18 protein-coding genes (1 of these 18 running past the window's edge) are annotated in these 19,543 nt (G+C 61.0%); 12 read left to right on the top strand and 6 right to left on the bottom strand.

Annotation, left to right across the window (positions count from 1 at the left end):
• Positions 1-1,365: the 5' portion of a CoA-acylating methylmalonate-semialdehyde dehydrogenase gene (locus NH234_RS04355; protein ID WP_085732790.1), read on the bottom strand. 129 nt of this gene lie to the left of the window's left edge; only the first 1,365 of its 1,494 coding nucleotides appear in the window; the start codon lies at positions 1,363-1,365; its stop codon lies beyond the left edge, outside the window.
• A gap of 76 nt (positions 1,366-1,441) precedes the next feature.
• A complete protein-coding gene (locus NH234_RS04350) occupies positions 1,442-2,791 on the bottom strand; it encodes an aspartate aminotransferase family protein (RefSeq protein WP_007958518.1) in 1,350 nt (449 codons plus the stop codon).
• A gap of 139 nt (positions 2,792-2,930) precedes the next feature.
• Here NH234_RS04350 and NH234_RS04345 point away from each other — a divergent pair, with 139 nt between their 5' ends.
• The 6 genes from NH234_RS04345 to NH234_RS04320 all read left to right on the top strand — a co-directional run bounded on the left by NH234_RS04345 (position 2,931) and on the right by NH234_RS04320 (position 9,316).
• Entirely contained in the window at positions 2,931-3,851 is a 921-nt protein-coding gene (locus NH234_RS04345; protein ID WP_056725212.1) for a LysR family transcriptional regulator, read from the top strand.
• A gap of 94 nt (positions 3,852-3,945) precedes the next feature.
• Entirely contained in the window at positions 3,946-4,596 is a 651-nt protein-coding gene (locus tag NH234_RS04340) for a TetR/AcrR family transcriptional regulator (RefSeq protein ID WP_085732788.1), read from the top strand.
• Between the two features lie 7 nt (positions 4,597-4,603).
• Positions 4,604-5,185 (top strand): YigZ family protein, encoded by a 582-nt coding sequence (locus NH234_RS04335; RefSeq protein ID WP_085732787.1) that lies wholly within the window; start codon positions 4,604-4,606, stop codon positions 5,183-5,185.
• A gap of 535 nt (positions 5,186-5,720) precedes the next feature.
• Positions 5,721-7,271, top strand: a complete 1,551-nt coding sequence (locus tag NH234_RS04330) for an ABC transporter ATP-binding protein (protein WP_367255702.1) — start codon at positions 5,721-5,723, stop codon at positions 7,269-7,271.
• Between the two features lie 12 nt (positions 7,272-7,283).
• A complete protein-coding gene (locus NH234_RS04325; protein ID WP_085732785.1) occupies positions 7,284-8,390 on the top strand; it encodes an ABC transporter permease in 1,107 nt (368 codons plus the stop codon).
• Positions 8,390-9,316 (top strand): ABC transporter permease, encoded by a 927-nt coding sequence (locus NH234_RS04320; RefSeq protein WP_085732784.1) that lies wholly within the window; start codon positions 8,390-8,392, stop codon positions 9,314-9,316. Before NH234_RS04325 ends, NH234_RS04320 begins: the two co-directional genes overlap by 1 nt.
• On the opposite strand, the gene NH234_RS04315 is transcribed toward NH234_RS04320, so the two are convergent.
• A complete protein-coding gene (locus tag NH234_RS04315; RefSeq protein ID WP_367255701.1) occupies positions 9,313-9,729 on the bottom strand; it encodes a hypothetical protein in 417 nt (138 codons plus the stop codon). The genes NH234_RS04320 and NH234_RS04315 overlap by 4 nt on opposite strands.
• Before the next feature lie 83 nt (positions 9,730-9,812).
• Between NH234_RS04315 and NH234_RS04310 the strand changes: the two genes are divergently transcribed.
• From NH234_RS04310 to NH234_RS04300, 3 genes are all read left to right on the top strand, one after another.
• The gene (locus tag NH234_RS04310) at positions 9,813-10,163 is read left to right on the top strand and encodes a MerR family transcriptional regulator (RefSeq protein ID WP_085700934.1); all 351 of its coding nucleotides are present in this window, start codon (positions 9,813-9,815) and stop codon (positions 10,161-10,163) included.
• A gap of 36 nt (positions 10,164-10,199) precedes the next feature.
• A complete protein-coding gene (locus NH234_RS04305) occupies positions 10,200-10,886 on the top strand; it encodes an SDR family oxidoreductase (RefSeq protein ID WP_085732798.1) in 687 nt (228 codons plus the stop codon).
• 183 nt (positions 10,887-11,069) lie between these two features.
• On the top strand, positions 11,070-12,428 hold the full coding sequence (locus NH234_RS04300) for an 8-oxoguanine deaminase (protein ID WP_085703492.1): 1,359 nt from the start codon (positions 11,070-11,072) through the stop codon (positions 12,426-12,428).
• A gap of 63 nt (positions 12,429-12,491) precedes the next feature.
• Here NH234_RS04300 and NH234_RS04295 read toward each other — a convergent pair whose 3' ends face one another.
• Entirely contained in the window at positions 12,492-13,583 is a 1,092-nt protein-coding gene (locus NH234_RS04295) for a calcium:proton antiporter (RefSeq protein ID WP_085732782.1), read from the bottom strand.
• A gap of 287 nt (positions 13,584-13,870) precedes the next feature.
• Between NH234_RS04295 and NH234_RS04290 the strand changes: the two genes are divergently transcribed.
• The 3 genes from NH234_RS04290 to NH234_RS04280 all read left to right on the top strand — a co-directional run bounded on the left by NH234_RS04290 (position 13,871) and on the right by NH234_RS04280 (position 17,024).
• A complete protein-coding gene (locus NH234_RS04290) occupies positions 13,871-14,944 on the top strand; it encodes a BMP family ABC transporter substrate-binding protein (protein ID WP_282317641.1) in 1,074 nt (357 codons plus the stop codon).
• A gap of 78 nt (positions 14,945-15,022) precedes the next feature.
• Positions 15,023-15,988, top strand: a complete 966-nt coding sequence (locus tag NH234_RS04285) for an isopenicillin N synthase family dioxygenase (RefSeq protein WP_367255700.1) — start codon at positions 15,023-15,025, stop codon at positions 15,986-15,988.
• Positions 15,989-16,070: 82 nt separating this feature from the next.
• Entirely contained in the window at positions 16,071-17,024 is a 954-nt protein-coding gene (locus NH234_RS04280; RefSeq protein ID WP_007958502.1) for an adenosine deaminase, read from the top strand.
• A gap of 49 nt (positions 17,025-17,073) precedes the next feature.
• Here the strand turns inward: NH234_RS04280 and NH234_RS04275 are convergent, their stop codons facing one another.
• Together NH234_RS04275 and NH234_RS04270 are read right to left on the bottom strand one after the other, a co-directional pair.
• Positions 17,074-18,453: an MFS transporter gene (locus NH234_RS04275; protein ID WP_367255699.1), complete on the bottom strand. Its 1,380-nt coding sequence runs from the start codon at positions 18,451-18,453 to the stop codon at positions 17,074-17,076.
• Between the two features lie 126 nt (positions 18,454-18,579).
• Complete coding sequence (locus NH234_RS04270; RefSeq protein WP_367255698.1) at positions 18,580-19,314, bottom strand: ArsR/SmtB family transcription factor; 735 nt, start codon at positions 19,312-19,314, stop codon at positions 18,580-18,582.
• Positions 19,315-19,543 lie beyond the last annotated feature (229 nt).

Here is a 19,543-nt window from a genome sequence, read left to right as displayed (position 1 = left end):
CGAACGCTTCCAGCCGCCGAAGCTGTGGTAAGCCACCGGCACCGGCAATGGAACGTTGACGCCAACCATGCCGACTTCGATCTCGTCGCAGAACAGACGCGCCGCTTCACCGTCGCGGGTAAAGATGCAGGTGCCGTTGCCGTATTCGTGATCGTTGATCAGTTGCATTGCTTCTTCCAGGCTGTTCACCCGAACGACACACAGCACAGGCCCGAAGATCTCCTCTTTATAGATGCGCATCTCAGGGGTGACGTTGTCGAACAGGCAGCCACCGAGGAAGAAGCCTTCTTCATGACCGGCAATGCTCAGACCACGACCATCGACCACCAGGGTCGCGCCCGCCGCCACGCCGTCATCGACATAACCGCTGACCTTGTCACGAGCCTGACCAGTAACCAACGGCCCCATATCCAGACCGCAAGAAGTACCGGCACCGATTTTCAATGCCTTGATCTGTGGAACCAGCTTCGCAACCAGTGCATCGGCTACCTGGTCACCCACACATACGGCCACCGAGATCGCCATGCAGCGCTCGCCACATGAACCGTAAGCCGCGCCCATCAGTGCGCTGACCGCGTTGTCCAGATCTGCGTCCGGCATCAACACCGCATGGTTCTTCGCGCCACCCAGTGCCTGCACGCGTTTGCCACGCTTGGTGCCCTCGGCATAGATGTACTCAGCAATCGGCGTCGAGCCCACGAAGCTCAGCGCTTTGACTTCCGGCGCTTCGATCAGCGCGTCCACCGCAGTCTTGTCGCCGTGCACTACGCTCAGCACGCCTTTGGGCAGGCCGGCTTCCAGCAGCAGTTGAGCGATCAGCAGGGTCGAGCTCGGATCACGCTCGGACGGCTTGAGGATGAAGCAGTTGCCACAGACGATCGCCAGCGGATACATCCACAGTGGCACCATGGCCGGGAAGTTGAACGGGGTGATGCCGGCCACTACGCCCAGCGGCTGGAAGTCCGACCAGGCATCGATGTTCGGGCCGACATTGCGGCTGTACTCGCCCTTGAGGATTTCCGGAGCGGCACAAGCAAACTCGACGTTCTCGATACCACGCTTCAGTTCACCGGCAGCATCTTCGAGGGTCTTGCCGTGTTCTTCACTGATCAATTGCGAGATGCGCGCTTCGTTCTGCTCCAGCAGTTGCTTGAAACGGAACATCACCTGGGCACGTTTTGCCGCAGGCGTGTTACGCCAGGCCGGGAACGCAGCCTTGGCAGCATTGATGGCTTTCTGGATGGTTTCCTGACTGGCCAGTGGCAGCTTATGGATCGCCTGACCGGTGGACGGGTTGAACACATCGACTGAGCGACCGTTCTCGGTCACCAGTTCGCCATTGATCAAATGCGGGATAACGCTCATCGAAAACTCCTGAATTCTTGTCCACGGGCACCCACCATGGGGTGTCCGTTTTTGTGGGTATATATAGAAGGAAAAATCAGTCGAGCTTGTTCAGCACTTCGCCGACCGCGTCGAACAGACGATCAAGGTCTTGCGGCTTGCTGTTGAAGGTTGGGCCGAACTGCAGGGTGTCGCCGCCGAAGCGCACGTAGAACCCGGCTTTCCACAACGCCATGCCGGCTTCGAACGGACGCACGATGGCGTCGCCGTCACGGCCCGCGATCTGGATCGCGCCGGCCAGGCCGTAGTTGCGGATGTCGATGACGTTCTTCGCACCTTTCAGGCCGTGCAGGGCATTTTCGAAATGCGGTGCGACTTCGGCCACGCTCTGTACCAGGTTTTCCTTTTGCAGCAGGTCGAGTGCTGCCAGGCCTGCGGCGCAAGCCACCGGGTGCGCGGAATAGGTGTAGCCGTGCGGGAATTCCACGGCGTATTCCGGGGTCGGCTGGTTCATGAAGGTCTGATAGATCTCGGAGCTGGCAATCACCGCACCCATCGGGATCGCGCCGTTGGTGACTTGCTTGGCGATACACATCAGGTCCGGGGTCACGCCGAAGGTGGTGGCGCCGAACATGGTGCCGGTACGGCCGAAACCGGTGATCACTTCGTCGAACACCAGCAGGATGTTGTGCTGATCGCAGATCTCGCGCAGACGCTTCAGATAACCCTGTGGCGGAACCAGCACGCCAGCAGAACCGGCCAGAGGCTCAACGAACACCGCAGCGATGTTCGAAGCGTCGTGCAACTCGATCAGCTTCAGCAGCTCATCGGCCAGCGCGATACCGCCCTGCTCCGGCATGCCACGGGAGAAGGCATTGCTCGCCAGCAGAGTGTGCGGCAGGTGATCGACATCCATCATCGCCTGACCGAACAGCTTGCGATTGCCATTGACGCCGCCGAGGCTGGTACCGGCAATGTTCACGCCGTGGTAGCCACGGGCACGACCGATCATTTTGGTTTTGGTCGACTGGCCTTTCAGGCGCCAGTAGGCACGGACCATTTTCACTGCGGTATCGGCGCACTCGGAACCGGAGTCGGTGAAGAACACATGGTTCAGGTTGCCCGGGGTCAGATCGGTGATCTTCTCGGCCAACTGGAACGACAGCGGGTGACCGTACTGGAAGCCCGGCGAATAATCGAGCGTGCCCAACTGCTTGGCCACCGCTTCCTGGATTTCCTTGCGGGTATGCCCGGCGCCACAGGTCCACAGACCGGACAGCGAGTCGTACACCTTGCGGCCCTTGTCGTCGATCAGCCAGCTGCCTTCGGCACCGACGATCAGACGCGGGTCGCGCTGGAAGTTGCGGTTGGCGGTGTACGGCATCCAGTGCGCGTCCAGCTTCAGTTGGCTGGCCAGTGGCGACGACGCGTTTTCAGGCATGTTCATCGGGCAAAACCTCGCAGGGCAATAAGCTTCAGGGAGATAAAAGTCGTTGTTGCAGCTAAGTTGCCACGCCGATAAAGTCGGTGAAATCCAACTTTTCTAACCTTCAGTTAGAACCTTGCTAAACAATGAGTACAACAAGATGAGCAGCCGTCGCCCCGATCCACTGGCCCAGGTCAGTGACTTTGACATTCGCCTGTTGCGGATTTTTCGCAGCGTGGTGGAGTGCGGCGGCTTCTCGGCGGCGGAAACCGTGCTCGGCATAGGTCGCTCGGCAATCAGCCAGCAGATGAGCGATCTGGAACAACGCCTCGGCCTGCGTCTGTGCCAGCGTGGGCGCGCCGGTTTCTCCCTGACTGAAGAAGGCCGTGAGGTCTATCAATCGGCGTTGCAGCTTCTAAGTGCGCTGGAAAGTTTCCGCACCGAGGTCAACGGCCTGCACCAGCACTTGCGTGGCGAGTTGATCATCGGCCTGACCGACAACCTCGTCACCCTGCCCCACATGCGCATCACCCACGCGCTCGCGCAGTTGAAAGAGCGCGGGCCGGACGTGCAAATCCAGATACGCATGATCGCCCCCAACGAAGTCGAACAAGGTGTGCTCGACGGACGCCTGCACGTTGGCGTGGTGCCGCAGGCCAGTGCGCTGTCGGGACTGGAATATCAGCCGCTGTACAGCGAGCGCTCACTGCTTTATTGCGCGGTCGGCCATCCGCTGTTTTACGTCGACGATAAACAGCTGGATGACGAACGCCTGAACAGTCAGGACGCCATCGCGCCGACCTTCCGCTTGCCGGCGGAGATCCAGGCGCATTATCAGGCACTCAATTGCACCGCCAGCGCCTCCGACCGCGAGGGTATGGCATTCCTGATTCTGACCGGACGTTACATCGGTTATCTGCCAGATCACTACGCCAGTCTCTGGGTACAACAGGGACGGCTACGAGCGCTCAAGGCCAAAACGCGGTTCTATGACTTGAGCCTGGCCTCGGTCACCCGCAAGGGCCGCCGCCCGCATCTGGTACTGGAAAGTTTTCTCGAAAGCCTGGCCGCCACCCGCTGATGACCGGCGTTTTATTGCCTGGGGCTTGTCGCAGACCGATGGTTGCGCTATCAACGCAACTGGTTGCACCCCACAGACAAACCCGGAAGTGCCTATGACCTTTGAAGTCCCCGCTCACGGCGGCAAACCTGCCAGCCGCATTCGTCAGAAGAACGAAGAGACCATCATCAAAGCCGCCGAAGACGAGTTCGCCCGTCACGGGTACAAAGGCACCAGCATGAACACCATCGCCACCAAGGCCGGGTTGCCCAAGGCGAATCTGCATTACTACTTCACCAACAAGCTCGGGTTGTACGTGGCGGTGCTGAGCAACATCCTCGAGCTGTGGGACAGTACCTTCAACACCCTGACGGCCGAGGACGATCCGGCCGAAGCGCTGACTCGCTACATCCGCGCGAAAATGGAATTTTCCCGTCGCCAGCCACAAGCGTCGCGAATCTTTGCGATGGAAGTGATCAGCGGCGGCGAATGCCTGACCGAGTATTTCAACCAGGACTACCGCGCCTGGTTCCTGGGTCGGGCCGCGGTGTTCCAGGCGTGGATCGATGCCGGCAAGATGGACCCGGTAGATCCGGTGCACCTGATTTTCCTGTTGTGGGGCAGCACCCAGCATTACGCTGACTTCGCCACCCAGATCTGCCGGGTGACCGGTCGCAGCAAGTTGACCAAACAAGACATGGAAGACGCCGGCAACAACCTGATCCGCATCATTCTCAAAGGCTGCGGCCTCACTCCTTCTCTATAAGATATTTATGCCTTTCACCCTCCGCGACTTTTGCGAGTTTCGCGAAGAGATTCGCAAAAGCCGTTTCATCACCTTCGCCGCGCCGATCGGCAGCCCTGCCGAGGCGCAAGCTTTTATCGAGCAGCACAGCGACGTGAACGCCTCGCACAATTGCTGGGCGTGGAAACTCGGCGACCAGTACCGCAGCAACGACGACGGTGAACCGGGCGGCACCGCCGGACGGCCGATTCTCGCGGCCATCGAGGCGCAGGATTGCGATCAGGTCGCCGTGCTGGTAATCCGCTGGTACGGCGGCATCCAACTGGGCACCGGCGGATTGGCCCGAGCCTATGGCGGCGGCGCCAACAAGTGCCTGCAAGCCGCAGTGAAAATCGAATTGATCAACCGTGTGCCCTTGCGTTGTGCCTGCGGGTTTGCCGAGCTGGCGCTGGTGAAATTGCGGGTGGCGGATCTCGGCGGTCTGGTGGTGGAGGAAAACTTCACCGCCAACGGCGTCGAATTGCAGCTGGCAGTGGGGGAAGCGCAGATCCTGTTGCTGCAAAACCAACTGGCCGATCTCAGCCGCGGGCGCATCCTGCTCCAGCGCTGAGCCTGCAATATTTCAGGGCACGACACGATTGGCTTATTCCACCGACTTGCCCACATCAGCTGTGCACCCGACTGTGGATAACCTGAGCACACACCGCTGTAACCCTTCTGTCACGTGGCTTTGCGCGATTTGTACACTTTTCGCCCAAAGCACCTGAAAAAAGTTTAATTCCAAACAAAAACAATCAGTTAGATCTGTTTATCGCCATTGGGAGATAGCACCGTTGCGCTTATGCCAAGGTTGTCCGATTGCGCACAAATACTGTGGAGCAACCTGTGGATAACCCGTTCATGACTCCCGTAGCCGCACGTGCAGCTTGGCTCAGACGGGATTGCTCGTTTTTTAACCAGAATTTCACGATCAAAACTGGAGCCTGAGCAAAGGCCTTGCGCTTAATTGGTGCCGCGCATCGTGGCAGTTTTACCTTCGTGGCTCTACAAGAAGGGTCGCCGGGCAAGCGCTTGACGGGTTCCTGACTCAATGGCCAGGAAATTGCTTTATCCACAGGCACAACTCCAAGCAACCCGAGCCTGTCATGCCAAATCCCACGTCCCCACCGCGCCTGCAACTGCGCCACATCAGCAAGCGTTATCCCGGTTGCCTCGCCAATGACGCCATCGACCTGAGCATCGCCCCCGGTGAAATCCACGCGCTGCTCGGTGAAAACGGTGCCGGTAAAAGTACGTTGATGAAAATCATCTACGGCGTCACCCAGGCCGATGCGGGTGAGATGCAGTGGCAGGGTCAACCGGTGACCATGCGCAACCCCGCCCAGGCGCGGCAGTTGGGGATCGGCATGGTGTTTCAGCATTTTTCGCTGTTCGAGACTCTGAGCGTTGCGCAAAACATCGCACTGGCGATGGGCCCGGCGGCCGGTTCGCCGAAACAGCTTGAAGCGAAAATCCGTGAAGTGTCGCGCCGATACGGCATGGCGCTGGAGCCCCAGCGACTTGTCCACAGCCTGTCGATCGGCGAGCGGCAACGGGTCGAGATCGTTCGTTGCCTGATGCAAGACATTCGCTTGCTGATTCTCGATGAACCGACCTCGGTGCTCACGCCGCAGGAAGCCGACGAGTTGTTCATCACCCTGCGCCGACTCGCGACGGAGGGCTGCAGCATTCTGTTCATCAGCCACAAACTCGGTGAGGTGCGCGCCTTGTGCCACAGCGCCACGGTGCTGCGTGGCGGGCGGGTTGCCGGGCATTGCGTGCCGGCCGATTGCAGCGATCGGCAACTGGCGCAATTGATGGTGGGCGACGCCGCGACATTGATCGGCGAGTTCACGAAAGTCAGCGGTGGCGCGGCGTTTTTGCAGGTCAGCGGATTGAACTGGCACAACCCGGATCCGTTTGGCTGCTCCCTGAGCGACATCGACCTGCAGGTGCGCAGCGGTGAAATCGTCGGCATCGCTGGCGTGGCAGGCAACGGTCAGGACGAGTTATTGGCCTTGCTCAGCGGCGAACAGACATTGCCCCACAACGTAGCGCCAACCATCCGCTTCCGAGAACACGCCGTCGCTGATCTGCGCCCGGATGCACGGCGCAGACTCGGCCTCGCATTCGTCCCCGCCGAACGTCTCGGGCATGGCGCGGTGCCGGACATGAGCCTGGCGGACAACGCCCTGCTTACCGCCTTTCAACAAGGTCTGGTCAGCCACGGCTTGATCGAGCGCGGCAAGGTCGAAGCCCTCGCCGAAACGATCATCCAGCGCTTCGGCGTGAAAACCCCGGACACTCAAACCGCTGCCCGCAGCCTGTCCGGCGGCAATCTGCAGAAATTCATCCTTGGCCGGGAAATCCTCCAGCAACCGAAACTTCTGATCGCCGCACATCCGACCTGGGGCGTGGATGTCGGCGCGGCGGCCACCATCCACCGCGCTCTGATTGCCCTGCGCGATGCCGGGGCGGCGATTCTGGTGATTTCCGAAGACCTCGACGAACTGTTCCAGATCAGCGATCGCCTCGGCGCGCTGTGCGGCGGGCGTCTGTCGGCGTTGCAGGACACCGCGCTGACCCGACTCAGCGACGTCGGCGGCTGGATGGCCGGCCAATTCGCCACCCCTCAATCACAACCGGCCACGGTTTAACGGAGTTTTCCCATGTTGCTTTCCCTCGAACCCCGTGGCCGGCAGTCGCGCCTGATGCTGTGGTGCTCGCCACTGTTGGCGGCGGTGCTGACCCTCGGCTGTGGCTCGTTGCTGTTCATCGCCCTCGGTCATGACCCGCTGCAAACCTTGCACACCTTGTTGGTCGCGCCGGTCAGCGACCTGTATGGCGTCTCGGAATTGCTGGTCAAGGCATTGCCGATCCTGCTCTGCGCCCTGGGTCTGGCGGTGGCCTATCAGGCGCGGATCTGGAACATCGGCGCCGAAGGCCAATTGTTGCTCGGCGCGTTGGCCGGCAGTGCGCTGGCGGTGAACCTCATCGATATGCAAAGCCGCTGGGCCTTGGTGCTGATCCTGCTCATCGGCACACTCGCCGGTGCCGCGTGGGCCGGGCTCACCGCTTGGTTGCGCACACGCTTCAATGCCAACGAAATTCTTACCAGCATCATGCTTAATTACATCGCGCTGAACCTGCTGCTGTTCTGCGTCCACGGGCCATTGAAGGACCCGGCCGGGTACAACTTTCCCGAGTCGGCGATGTTCGGCGACGCCAGCCGCCTGCCGCTGTTGATGGAGGATGGCCGGGTTCACGCCGGGGTGTATTTCGCCCTGCTCGCGCTGGTGGTGGTGTGGGTGTTGTTGCAGAAAAGCTTTGTCGGTTTCCAGATCAAAGTGCTCGGGCTGGATAAACGCGCGGCGGGTTTTGCCGGTTTTCGCGAGAAACGTCTGATCTGGCTCGCGCTGTTGATCAGCGGCTCACTGGCCGGGCTGGCCGGGGTGTGCGAAGTCACCGGGCCGATCGGGCAACTGGTGCCGCAAGTCTCACCCGGATACGGCTATGCAGCGATCACCGTAGCGTTTCTCGGGCGGCTCAATCCCATCGGTATTCTGTTTTCCAGCCTGTTGATGGCGCTGCTGTACATCGGTGGCGAGAGCGCGCAGATGACGCTGAACCTGCCGCAGGCGATCACCCAGTTGTTCCAGGGAATGATGCTGTTTTTTCTGCTGGCCTGTGACGTGCTGATCCTCTACCGACCACGCCTGAGCCTGCGCTGGGCGCGGCGCACATCTACTACTGCCGTAACCGCCGGGGCGCTGTGATGGATATCGATCTGCTGAGCAATATTTTCTACGCCATGGTGCGCTGCGGCACTCCGCTGTTGCTGGTGGCGCTGGGTGAACTGATCTGCGAAAAGAGCGGCGTGCTCAACCTCGGGCAGGAAGGGATGATGCTGTTTGGTGCCGTGATTGGTTTCATCGTCGCCTTCAGCACCGGCAATCTATGGCTCGGCGTGGTGTTGGCGATGCTCGCCGGGATGCTGTTGTCGTCGCTGTTTGCTCTGGTGGCGCTGGTGTTCAATGCCAATCAGGTGGCGACCGGGCTGGCACTGACGATTTTTGGCGTGGGCCTGTCGACCTTTGTCGGCGCAGCGTGGGTTGGCAAACCGCTGGCCGGTTTCGAGCCGCTCGCCATTCCTTACTTGAGCGAAATCCCGCTGATCGGCCGCATGTTGTTTGCCCAGGATCTGCTGGTGTATCTGTCGTTCGCGCTGTTTGCGCTGGTGGCCTGGGTGATCGTCAAAAGCCGTATCGGGCTGATCATTCAAGCGGTCGGCGAGAACCCGGACGCAGCCAGTGCCATGGGGCTGCCGGTGCTGACCGTGCGTACACTGGCCGTATTGTTTGGCGGAGCGATGGCCGGGTTGGCCGGAGCTTATCTGTCGCTGGCGTACACGCCGATGTGGGCCGAGAACATGACCGCCGGGCGTGGCTGGATCGCCCTCGCGCTGGTGGTGTTCGCCAGTTGGCGGGTGTGGCGACTGTTGCTCGGCGCCTATCTGTTCGGACTCGCCAGCATCCTGCACCTGGTGGCGCAGGGGTTGGGGCTGGCGATTCCTTCGAGCTTGCTGGCGATGCTGCCGTATGTCGCGACCATTCTGGTGCTGGTGTTGTTGTCGCGGGATGCAGTGCGTACACGGTTGTATGCGCCGGTATCACTGGGGCAGCCGTGGCAGGCCGGGCATTAAGCCGTGACGGCTCGCGACAGCGGCCGAACCGGCAATGCCTGAGCGATGCCCCACGCCACTTCGAGAACCAGGAAACCCATCACCAACGAACTGGCACCGTGGGCCAGGGCATACGTCATCCACGCGGCGAACAGAAACCGGCCCACCGCGTCATAGCGCCCATAAACCGGCTGCGGATCACGAATCCGCAGCACCGCCCACAAGCACACCACCGAACCGAACAGATTGGCTATCAACAGGTGCGCCGGTTCGAACGGCGGCAGCTCACCGGGCAGCTCCAGCGCCTGACTCAGCGCCGTCAGCAACCCATGCAACACAGCAAAACTCCACGGTGTGACAAACGCCGCCGTCACGATCAAGTCATACCAGGCGCTGCCGCGCACCAACTGCCGATACTGCGTTGAAGTCCACATCATCCTTGCTCCGAAAATTAAGGGAGCAACCACGGTAAAGCCTGGAGTATGCTCCAGGGTCAAACACTTTCGAGACCTGCAAGATGCGCATCGGTGAGTTAGCCCAGGCCTGCGATGTCAGCCGTGACACGCTGCGTTTTTACGAGGAGCGCGGATTGATCGCGGCGCAACGCAGCGCCAACGGTTATCGCGACTATCCCCCGGAGATGGTGCAATTGGTGCTCTACATCAAAACGGCGCAGCGCCTGGGCTTTACCCTCGGCGAGATCGGCAGCAGTGTTGGCGCGTTGTGGCAATCGCCAAATCCCGACACCACCGTCACGCAACTGTTGCAAGACAAACTCAAGCTGGTCGAAACCCGCATCGCCGAACTCGGCGAGCTGCGCCACGAATTGCAGCATCGGCTCGGTCAACGCTGTCCATTGAACCCGTGATCTTTCAACTTTCAAGGAAAGCCCATCATGTCCGCATTGAATTCTGCCAAGCACGCACTGATCATCGGCGCCTCCCGGGGCCTGGGCCTGGGACTGGTGAAAACCCTGCTGGCCGACGGCTGGCAAGTCACCGCCACGGTTCGCAATCCTGCGAACGCCGAGGCACTGAAAGCACTGGGTAACGTGCAGATCGAAAAACTCGACATGGACGACCAGCAAGCGGTGATCGCTCTGAGCCAGCGGCTCAAGGGCGAGACTTTCGACCTGCTGTTCGTCAATGCCGGGGTCAAAGGCCCTGACGTGCAGACCCCGGGTGGCGCGACACTGGCGGAAGTCGGTCAGCTGTTCTTCACCAACGCCGTGGCGCCGATCAACCTGGCCCAACGCTTCGTCGGACAGATTCGCGACGGCAGCGGCGTGCTGGCGTTCATGAGTTCGGTGCTCGGCAGCGTGACCATGCCCGACGCGCCGGAACTGGCGCTGTACAAGGCCAGCAAAGCGGCGCTGAACTCGATGACCAACAGCTTCGTCACTCAGTTGGGCGAGCAGAAACTCACGGTGTTGTCGCTGCATCCGGGCTGGGTGAAAACCGACATGGGCGGCGAAGGCGCCGACATCGACGTGGAGACCAGCACCCGTGGCCTGGTGGATCAAGTGGACGCGTTTACCGGCAAGGGCGGCCATCACTTCGTGAACTACAAAGGTGAAACCATTCCCTGGTAATCACTGGACCCTGTGGGGGTTCGCTCCCACAGGGTTATCCCGGTGTCTGGTCGGGTTGGGCTTGCCCGTCGCAACATTTTGTTCGAAACTCCGCACCTCGTCCTTCGCGGCGACCCTGGATCAGCAGACAGGGCAACACTGAGCTGGCAACCCTGAACCCAACTTTCAGAGGAGCCGGCCACAATGCCTGCGACCCGTATCTGGTTAAAAAATCCCCTCGCCATTTTCACGGCCAACGGTCTCGATGCCCGTGGCGGCCTGGTGCTGCAAGACGGTGTGATCACCGAAGTGCTCGGCGCTGGCCAGCAACCCTCCGCCCCATGCAATGAAGTGTTCGACGCCCGTGAACACGTGATCCTGCCGGGCCTGATCAACACCCATCACCACTTCTATCAGACCCTGACCCGCGCCTGGGCGCCGGTGGTCAACCAGCCGTTGTTCCCGTGGCTGAAAACCCTGTACCCGGTCTGGGCGCGCCTGACGCCTGAAAAACTCGCCCTCGCCACCAAAGTCGCGCTGGCCGAGTTGCTGCTGTCGGGTTGCACCACCGCCGCCGATCACCACTACCTGTTCCCGGATGGCCTGGAAAACGCCATCGACGTGCAAGTCGAAACCGTGCGCGAACTGGGCATGCGCGCCATGCTCACCCGTGGTTCGATGAGCCTCGGTGAGAAGGACGGCGGCCTGCCTCCGCAGCAGACCGTACAGGAAGGCCAGGTGATTCTCGACGACAGCCAGCGCCTCATTCACGAGTACCACGAACGTGGCGACGGTGCGCAAATCCAGATCGCTCTGGCGCCGTGCTCGCCGTTCTCGGTGACCCCGGAAATCATGTCCGCCAGCGCCGAACTGGCGAACAAGCTTGATGTGCGCCTGCACACTCACCTCGCCGAAACCCTCGACGAAGAAGATTTCTGCCTGCAACGCTTCGGCCTGCGCACCGTGGATTATCTGGACAGCGTCGGCTGGCTCGGCCCGCGCACCTGGCTGGCCCACGGCATCCACTTCAACCCCGACGAAATCGCCCGTCTCGGAGCGGCCGGCACCGGTATCTGCCACTGCCCGAGCTCGAACATGCGCCTGGCGTCCGGCATCTGCCCGAGCATCGAACTGACCGATGCCGGCGCATTGTTCGGTATCGGTGTGGATGGCTCGGCGTCCAACGATGCGTCGAACATGATCCTCGAGGCGCGTCAGGCTCTGTACATTCAGCGCCTGCGTTACGGTGCCGAGAAGATCACCCCAGAACGCGTGCTGGGCTGGGCGACCAAGGGTTCGGCGAGCCTGCTGGGCCGCACCGATATCGGTGAGCTGGCGGTGGGCAAGCAGGCGGATCTGGCGTTGTTCAAGCTCGATGAGCTGCGCTTCTCCGGCAGCCATGACCCGATTTCGGCGCTGCTGTTGTGCGGTGCGGACCGCGCGGATCGGGTGATGGTCGGCGGCAAGTGGCGCGTGGTTGACGGGCAGGTTGAAGGGCTGGATCTCAAAGGCCTGATTGCCGATCACAGTCAGGCAGCTCGACAGTTGATCGCCGGCACCTGATTACCCTTCTGACCTGATCGCTCCCACGTCGAGGCATCGAACCGTCAGCGTGGGAGAGATCAATCACAACCCCAGCAGCGACAACATGATGAACGTCGCAAACAACACAAAATGGGTCATGCCCTCAATGGCATTGGTCTCGCCGTCATTGAGGTTGATCGCGCTGACGATCAGCGTGATGAAGATCATCACGGTCTGCACCGGCGTCATAGCCATCTGAAACGGCTGACCGGTGTAGAGCGCCATCGCTTCCATCACCGGCACCGTCAGGATCACCGTCGACAACGAAGCCCCCATCGCGATGTTGACCACCGACTGCATGCGGTTGGCCAACGCTGCACGCAACGCGGTCAGAATCTCCGGCGCGGCTGAAATCGCCGCCACCAGAATCGCCGTAATCACCGGCGGTGCGCCCGTCCCTTCCAGCCCCAGATCGAGGGTCTTGGACATCACCTCGGCCAGTGCACCGATCACCACCACACCGAAGACCAGAATGCCGATCGACAGTGCCAGGCTGACCGGTTTCGGCTCCTGCTCCGCCGGCTCTTTCCTGCGGCGTTTATCCGGGTAGCTATAGCTGAAAAAATAACTGTGCGGCCCGACCTGCATCCGCAAAAACAATGCGTAAAGCAGCACCATCGCGCCGATGGTGAACGCCGAATAGATTTTCCAGTCGGCCACGGGAATGAACTCCGGCACCACCATCGATACGCCCATGGCGGTGAGGATCATTACGCTGTAACTGCGGGCCGAGTCGTCGTTGTAGGACTGCTCGCCATGCTTGATCCCGCCCATCAGCGCGGCAAGACCAAGGATGCCGTTGATGTCGAGCATCACCGCCGAATAGATCGTGTCGCGCACCAGAGTCGACGAGGCTTCGTTGCTCATCATGATCGCCAGGATCACCACTTCCACCAGCACGGCGGCGAGGGTCAGGATCATCGTGCCATAAGGATCGCCGACCTTTTCCGCGAGCAGTTCGGCCTGATGGGCGACGCGCATCGAGGCGGCGACGATGAACGCGATCAGCACCAGCCCGGCCGTCAGGGCAACGACCTGGCCGCTGTGCAGCAACCAGTGCTCCAGCGGATAGGCAACACAGGCGGCGATGACGGCCAACAGCAGAAAGCTTTCTTGCTTGAGGATGGTGAACATGACGGGCCTTTTTGCCGAAGAGTGCGAATGAGCTACTGACTGCGGGGCGGCGCTAACGTTTCGTTACACCTTAGCGCACCAGTGAATGGCGTCTCTGTAAGGACATGCACTTTTTTCGGCCCGGCCGGCCTCATCGCGAGCAAGCTCGCTACCACAGGGATCGCGGTGTTTTTGTGGGAGCGGGCTTGCCCGCAAAGGCCTCGTCGCGATTTCGACTCGATTTGTTGTCCGCTTGGTCAGCCTTTTGCATTGCCCTCCCCACACACAACAAAAGGGAGTTCGCGTTCATGCAAAAACGTCCATTGCAGAAACTGCTGTGCATCGCCATGGGCCTCGGCCTCAGCCTGGGCGTCAGTGCCGCCGATCCACTGAAAGTCGGTTTCGTCTACATCGGCCCCATCGGCGACCACGGCTGGACGTATCAGCATGAACAGGGGCGCAAGGCGCTGGCGGAAAAGCTCGGCACGCAGATCACCACCAACTACGTGGAAAACGTCGCCGAAGGCGCCGATGCCGAGCGGGTGATCCGCAACATGGCCAAGGACAATTACGACCTGATCTTCACCACCTCCTTCGGCTATATGAACCCCACGGTGAAAGTCGCCAAGCAGTTTCCCAAGGTGACCTTCGAACACGCTACCGGCTACAAGCAGGAGAAGAACCTCGGCACCTATCTGGCGCGCACGTATGAGGGCCGTTATGTCGGCGGCTTCCTCGCGGCGAAGATGACCAAGACCAAGAAGATCGGTTACGTCGCCTCGTTCCCGATTCCGGAAGTGATCCGCGACATCAACGCCATCCAGCTGGCCCTGAACAAGTACAACCCCGGCACCGAGATCAAAGTGGTGTGGGTCAACTCGTGGTTCGATCCTGGCAAGGAAGCCGACGCCGCCAACGCGCTGATCGATCAGGGCGTGGACGTGGTGTTCCAGCACACGGATAGCCCGGCGCCGATTCAGGCCGCCGAGCGGCGTGGCGTGTACGCCGTGGGCTACGCTTCGGACATGGCGCACTTCGGTCCGAAAGCGGTGCTGACTTCAATCGTCAACGACTGGGCACCGCACTACATTCAGGCGACCCAGAGCGTGATCGACCACAACTGGAAATCCCAGGACTACTGGGGCGGGCTGAAGGAAGGCACGGTCGAACTGCCGATCAGCGATCTGGTGCCGGCACCGGTGAAGGCCGAAGCCGAGCAGATCATCGCCGACATCAAGAGCGGCGCCCTGCAGCCCTTCACTGGGCCGATCAAGGATCAGGCCGGGGTCGAGAAAATCCCGGCGGGCAAGAGCGCGACCAACGTGGAACTGGCGTCGATGAACTATTACGTCGAAGGCATGAAGGCCGAGATGCCGAAGTAAGACCGGCCCCACCACCATTCCACCTGTGGGAGCGGGCTTGCTCCCACAATTGGATTTCTGCGTATTCAAGGATTGTGTATGGATCAGCTTCCAATCATCGACATCTCGCCGCTCTACTCTGACGACCAGAACGCCTGGCCCGCCGTCGCCGAACAGATTGATCACGCCTGCCGCGTATGGGGCTTCTTCTATATCAAGGGTCATCCGATTTCCGCCCAGCGTATCGCCGCCCTGCTTGATTACGCGCAGCGCTTTTTTGCGCAACCGGCAGAAGAAAAACTCAAGATCGACATCACCCAGACCGCCCATCACCGCGGCTACGGCGCCATCGCCACCGAACAACTCGACCCGGACAAACCCAGCGACCTCAAGGAAACCTTCGACATGGGCTTGTACCTGCCGGCCGATCATCCCGAGGTGCTGGCGGAAAAACCCTTGCGCGGCCCCAACCGTCATCCAGCGATTCCCGGCTGGGAAGCGCTGATGGAGCAGCACTACCGCGACATGCAGGCCCTCGCGCAAACCCTGTTGCGGGCCATGACGTTAGCGCTGGGCATCGAGCGCGACTTCTTCGATACACGCTTCAACGAACCGGTCAGTGTGCTGCGGATGATCCACTACCCACCGCGCCATACCGCCAGTTCCGCCGAGCAACAAGGCGCCGGCGCGCACACCGATTACGGCTGCATCACTTTGTTGTATCAGGACACCGCCGGCGGCTTGCAGGTGAAAAACGTCAAAGGCCATTGGATCGACGCCCCGCCCATCGACGGCACGTTCGTGGTCAACCTCGGCGACATGATGGCGCGCTGGAGCAACGACCGTTATCGCTCGACCCCGCATCGGGTGATCAGCCCGCTCGGCGTGGATCGCTATTCGATGCCGTTTTTCGCCGAGCCGCATCCGGACACCCGTATCGAATGCCTGCCCGGTTGCCAGGACGCACACCATCCGGCGAAATATCCGACCACCACCTGCGCCGAATTCCTGCTGTCGCGATTCGCCGATACCTACGCTTACCGAAGGGAACAGAAAGCCGTGTGATGGATCGGTTGGTCAGGTTTTGCCAATTGTTTCGGCGGGCATCTGTAGAATGCCCGCCATTGCACCTGATGAGATTCCAATAATGTACGACTGGCTCAACGCCCTGCCCAAGGCCGAACTGCACTTGCACCTCGAAGGCTCGCTGGAGCCCGAGCTGCTGTTCGCTCTGGCCGAACGCAACAAGATCGCTCTGCCGTGGAGCGACGTCGAAACCCTGCGCAAGGCCTACGCCTTCAACAACCTGCAGGAATTCCTCGACCTGTATTACCAGGGCGCCGACGTGCTGCGCACTTCCCAGGATTTCTACGACCTGACCTGGGCTTACCTGCTGCGCTGCAAAGAACAGAACGTGATCCACACCGAGCCGTTCTTCGATCCGCAAACTCACACCGACCGTGGCATCCCGTTCGAAGTGGTGCTCAACGGCATCGCCGCCGCGCTGAAAGATGGAGAGCAGCAACTGGGCATCACCAGCGGTTTGATCCTGAGTTTCCTGCGCCACCTGAGCGAAGACGAAGCGCAGAAAACCCTCGACCAGGCGCTGCCGTTCCGTGATGCGTTTGTCGCCGTGGGTCTGGACAGCTCCGAGATGGGCCACCCGCCGAGCAAATTCCAGCGTGTGTTCGACCGTGCCCGTCACGAAGGCTTCCTGACCGTCGCCCACGCCGGCGAGGAAGGCCCGCCGGAGTACATCTGGGAAGCCATCGACCTGCTGAAAATCCAGCGCATCGACCATGGCGTGCGCGCCATCGAAGACGAGCGCCTGATGCAGCGGATCATCGACGAGCAGATCCCGCTGACCGTGTGCCCGCTGTCGAACACCAAGCTCTGCGTGTTCGATCACATGTCGCAGCACAACATCCTCGATATGCTTGAGCGCGGCGTGAAGGTCACGGTGAACTCCGATGACCCGGCGTACTTCGGTGGCTATGTCACCGAGAACTTCCACGCCCTGCACACTCACCTGGGCATGACTCAGGATCAGGCCAAGCGCCTGGCGCAAAACAGCCTGGATGCACGGTTGGTGAAGCCGTAACAGTAGAAAGCCGTTCGAACACGCCCGTGTTCGAACGGCTTTTCCGGTCTCAGCGCACAACCGTTTCAGTCAACTCTTCCAGCGTCTTGCCCCGGGTCTCCATCCCGAACAGCCACACCACTCCCGCGGCTATCGCAAAGCACAACGCCCCCAGCGCAAACACCCCGCCCTGCCCGGTAATCGGAAAAACCAACCCGGTGATCAACGGCCCGAGCAGCGACCCCATGCGCCCGATGGCCGAGGCGAAACCCGAGCCCGTCGCCCGCGCCGATGTCGGGTACAACTCCGGCGTGTAGGTATAGAGCACCGCCCACATGCCGAACAGGAAAAACTGCATCAACAGACCCGTGCCGATCAGCAGCCCGACATTGCCGCCGAACACCGCACTCTGGCCGTACAGAAACGCCATCACCCCGCCGCCCAGCAACGTAACGATGCACACCGGTTTACGTCCCCAGCGCTCCACCAGCCAGGCCGCCATCAGGAACCCGGGAATCCCGCCCAGGGAAATCAGCACCGTGTAATACACCGACTGAGTGACCGCGAACCCCGACTGTTGCAGCAACGCGCTGAGCCAGGACGTCAGTCCGTAGAACCCGAGCAATGCAAAGAACCATAGACTCCAGAGCATCATTGTGCGCTGGCGGTACAGCGGCGACCAGATCTGGCCGAGGGCCGACAGGAAGTTGCCCGGAGGCGTGATCACCCGAGGCAGGCGAACCGGCTCCGGCAACGCAGCCCCGCCAAGCGACGCCCGCACCTTACTCTCTATCGTGCACAGCACCTTATCCGCGGCCTCATGCTTGCCCGCCTGCTCCAGCCAGCGCGGCGACTCGGGAATGAAAAAGCGGATCGCCAGTACAAATACTGCCGGCACCGCCAACACCAGAAAGATGTCGCGCCAGCCAATCAGCGGCAGCAGGAAATACGAAAGCACCCCGGCGGCGACAAAACCCAGCGGCCAGAAGCCGTCCATCAAGGCAATGTAGCGCCCGCGGCGACGAGCCGGGATCAGCTCCGACAGCATCGACTGGGCAATCGGAAACTCCATGCCCATGCCGATCCCCAGCAGGATGCGGAACAGCGTCAGGCTCTCGACCGTTTGCGCCGTGGAGCACAGGTAACTGGCCACGCCCCACAATACGATGCTCCACTGAAATACCGGTTTGCGGCCAAAACGATCAGCGAGTAGTCCGGACAGCGACGCCCCCAGCACCATGCCGAAAAAACTCGAACTGGCGAGCAGACCGGCCTCGGCGCTACTCAGGCCGAATTCGGTTTTGATCGAGCCAAGCAGGAAGGTCATCATCGCCAGATCCATGGAGTCGAAGAAAAACGCCAGGGCGATGATGATGAATATGATCCGGTGATAACCGCTGACCGGCAGGCGTTCCAGTCGATCCGCCGCGCTGAAGCTTCCTGTGTCCATGCCACCTCCTCCATCCGAAATGTCCGCGGATCGAGTGTGCGCGATAGCCGTTCAGCGCTTATGCCAGATGCGACCTGTTCCCAACCGTAGACGACGCCCGTCATCAGCGCACTGGCGAGACGTGCCCTACAACGCCATTTCCAGCTCGGTTTCTCGGGCGAATCGATGAATTTCCCGTTGCCCCGCCGCCGTCAGTTGCAGGGCGCGGGAGTCGTTGGGCAGCATCAACCAGCCGGACTGCATGAACAACTGCAGCAACGCAGCGCCCAGTGAACCGCCCATGTGCGGGCGACGCTCGCTCCAGTCCGGGCAAGCGCAAGCCACCTGGGCATTGCGGTGGGCCAGCGCCTGGATGAAGACCCCGCGACTGGCCAATTGTGTCGCTCCCTTGTGGGTGACCACCACCCGATGTTCGAACTGTTCGATCCAGCCCGAATCGAGCAGGCGCTGATACAGGTCGGCAGCCAGCGTACCGCCAAGATGGTCATCGCAAAAACGCGCACGCAGCAGTGACGATGGCGCGGCCTGGGGTCTGGCAATCGGCGTGGTGCGCTTGAGCACGTCGGGAATTTCCCGCGGAGCGCTCGCGAGCGTGGCGCTGGCCAGGGCCTCGATGGCCGCGCCGATTTCGGGAGCTGCCAGGCGAAAAAAACGCTTGCGCCCGCGGGCCTCGACCTTCAACAGACCGCCAGCGGACAAGCGCCCCAGGTGCGCACTGGCCGACGAGGGCGACAGGCCTGCCAGCAGCGCCAGCTCCTCGGTCTGCCGGGCCGAGCCATCCATCAACGCCCACATCATTGCGCTGCGTTTGGGATCGGCCAGCAACGTGGCGATCTGGCTGATGCAAGGTGCATGTTCCATGTATTCACTCCCTGTTGAATCGTATCGTCTACTGCTCAGAGACATCTTGACCAGTAATCAGTCGTCGGCCAAGCCGCGCAAAACGCCTTGATCCAAGGCAAGGCAACTCACTGCCACCCGACATTCGCAGTACTTGACGTGACCTTCACCGCTACCCGCCAAGTGTCAGTCTGATCGTGCCTGTCGTGCGTGTCGGTACAGGCTTCAGGCGGTCGCTAGTATAAGCGGG

Source organism: Pseudomonas sp. stari2 (genome assembly GCF_040760005.1).
Lineage (GTDB): Bacteria > Pseudomonadota > Gammaproteobacteria > Pseudomonadales > Pseudomonadaceae > Aquipseudomonas.
The sequence above is the reverse complement of the archived record's forward strand: the minus strand, read 5'-3'. Positions and strand labels throughout refer to the sequence as shown.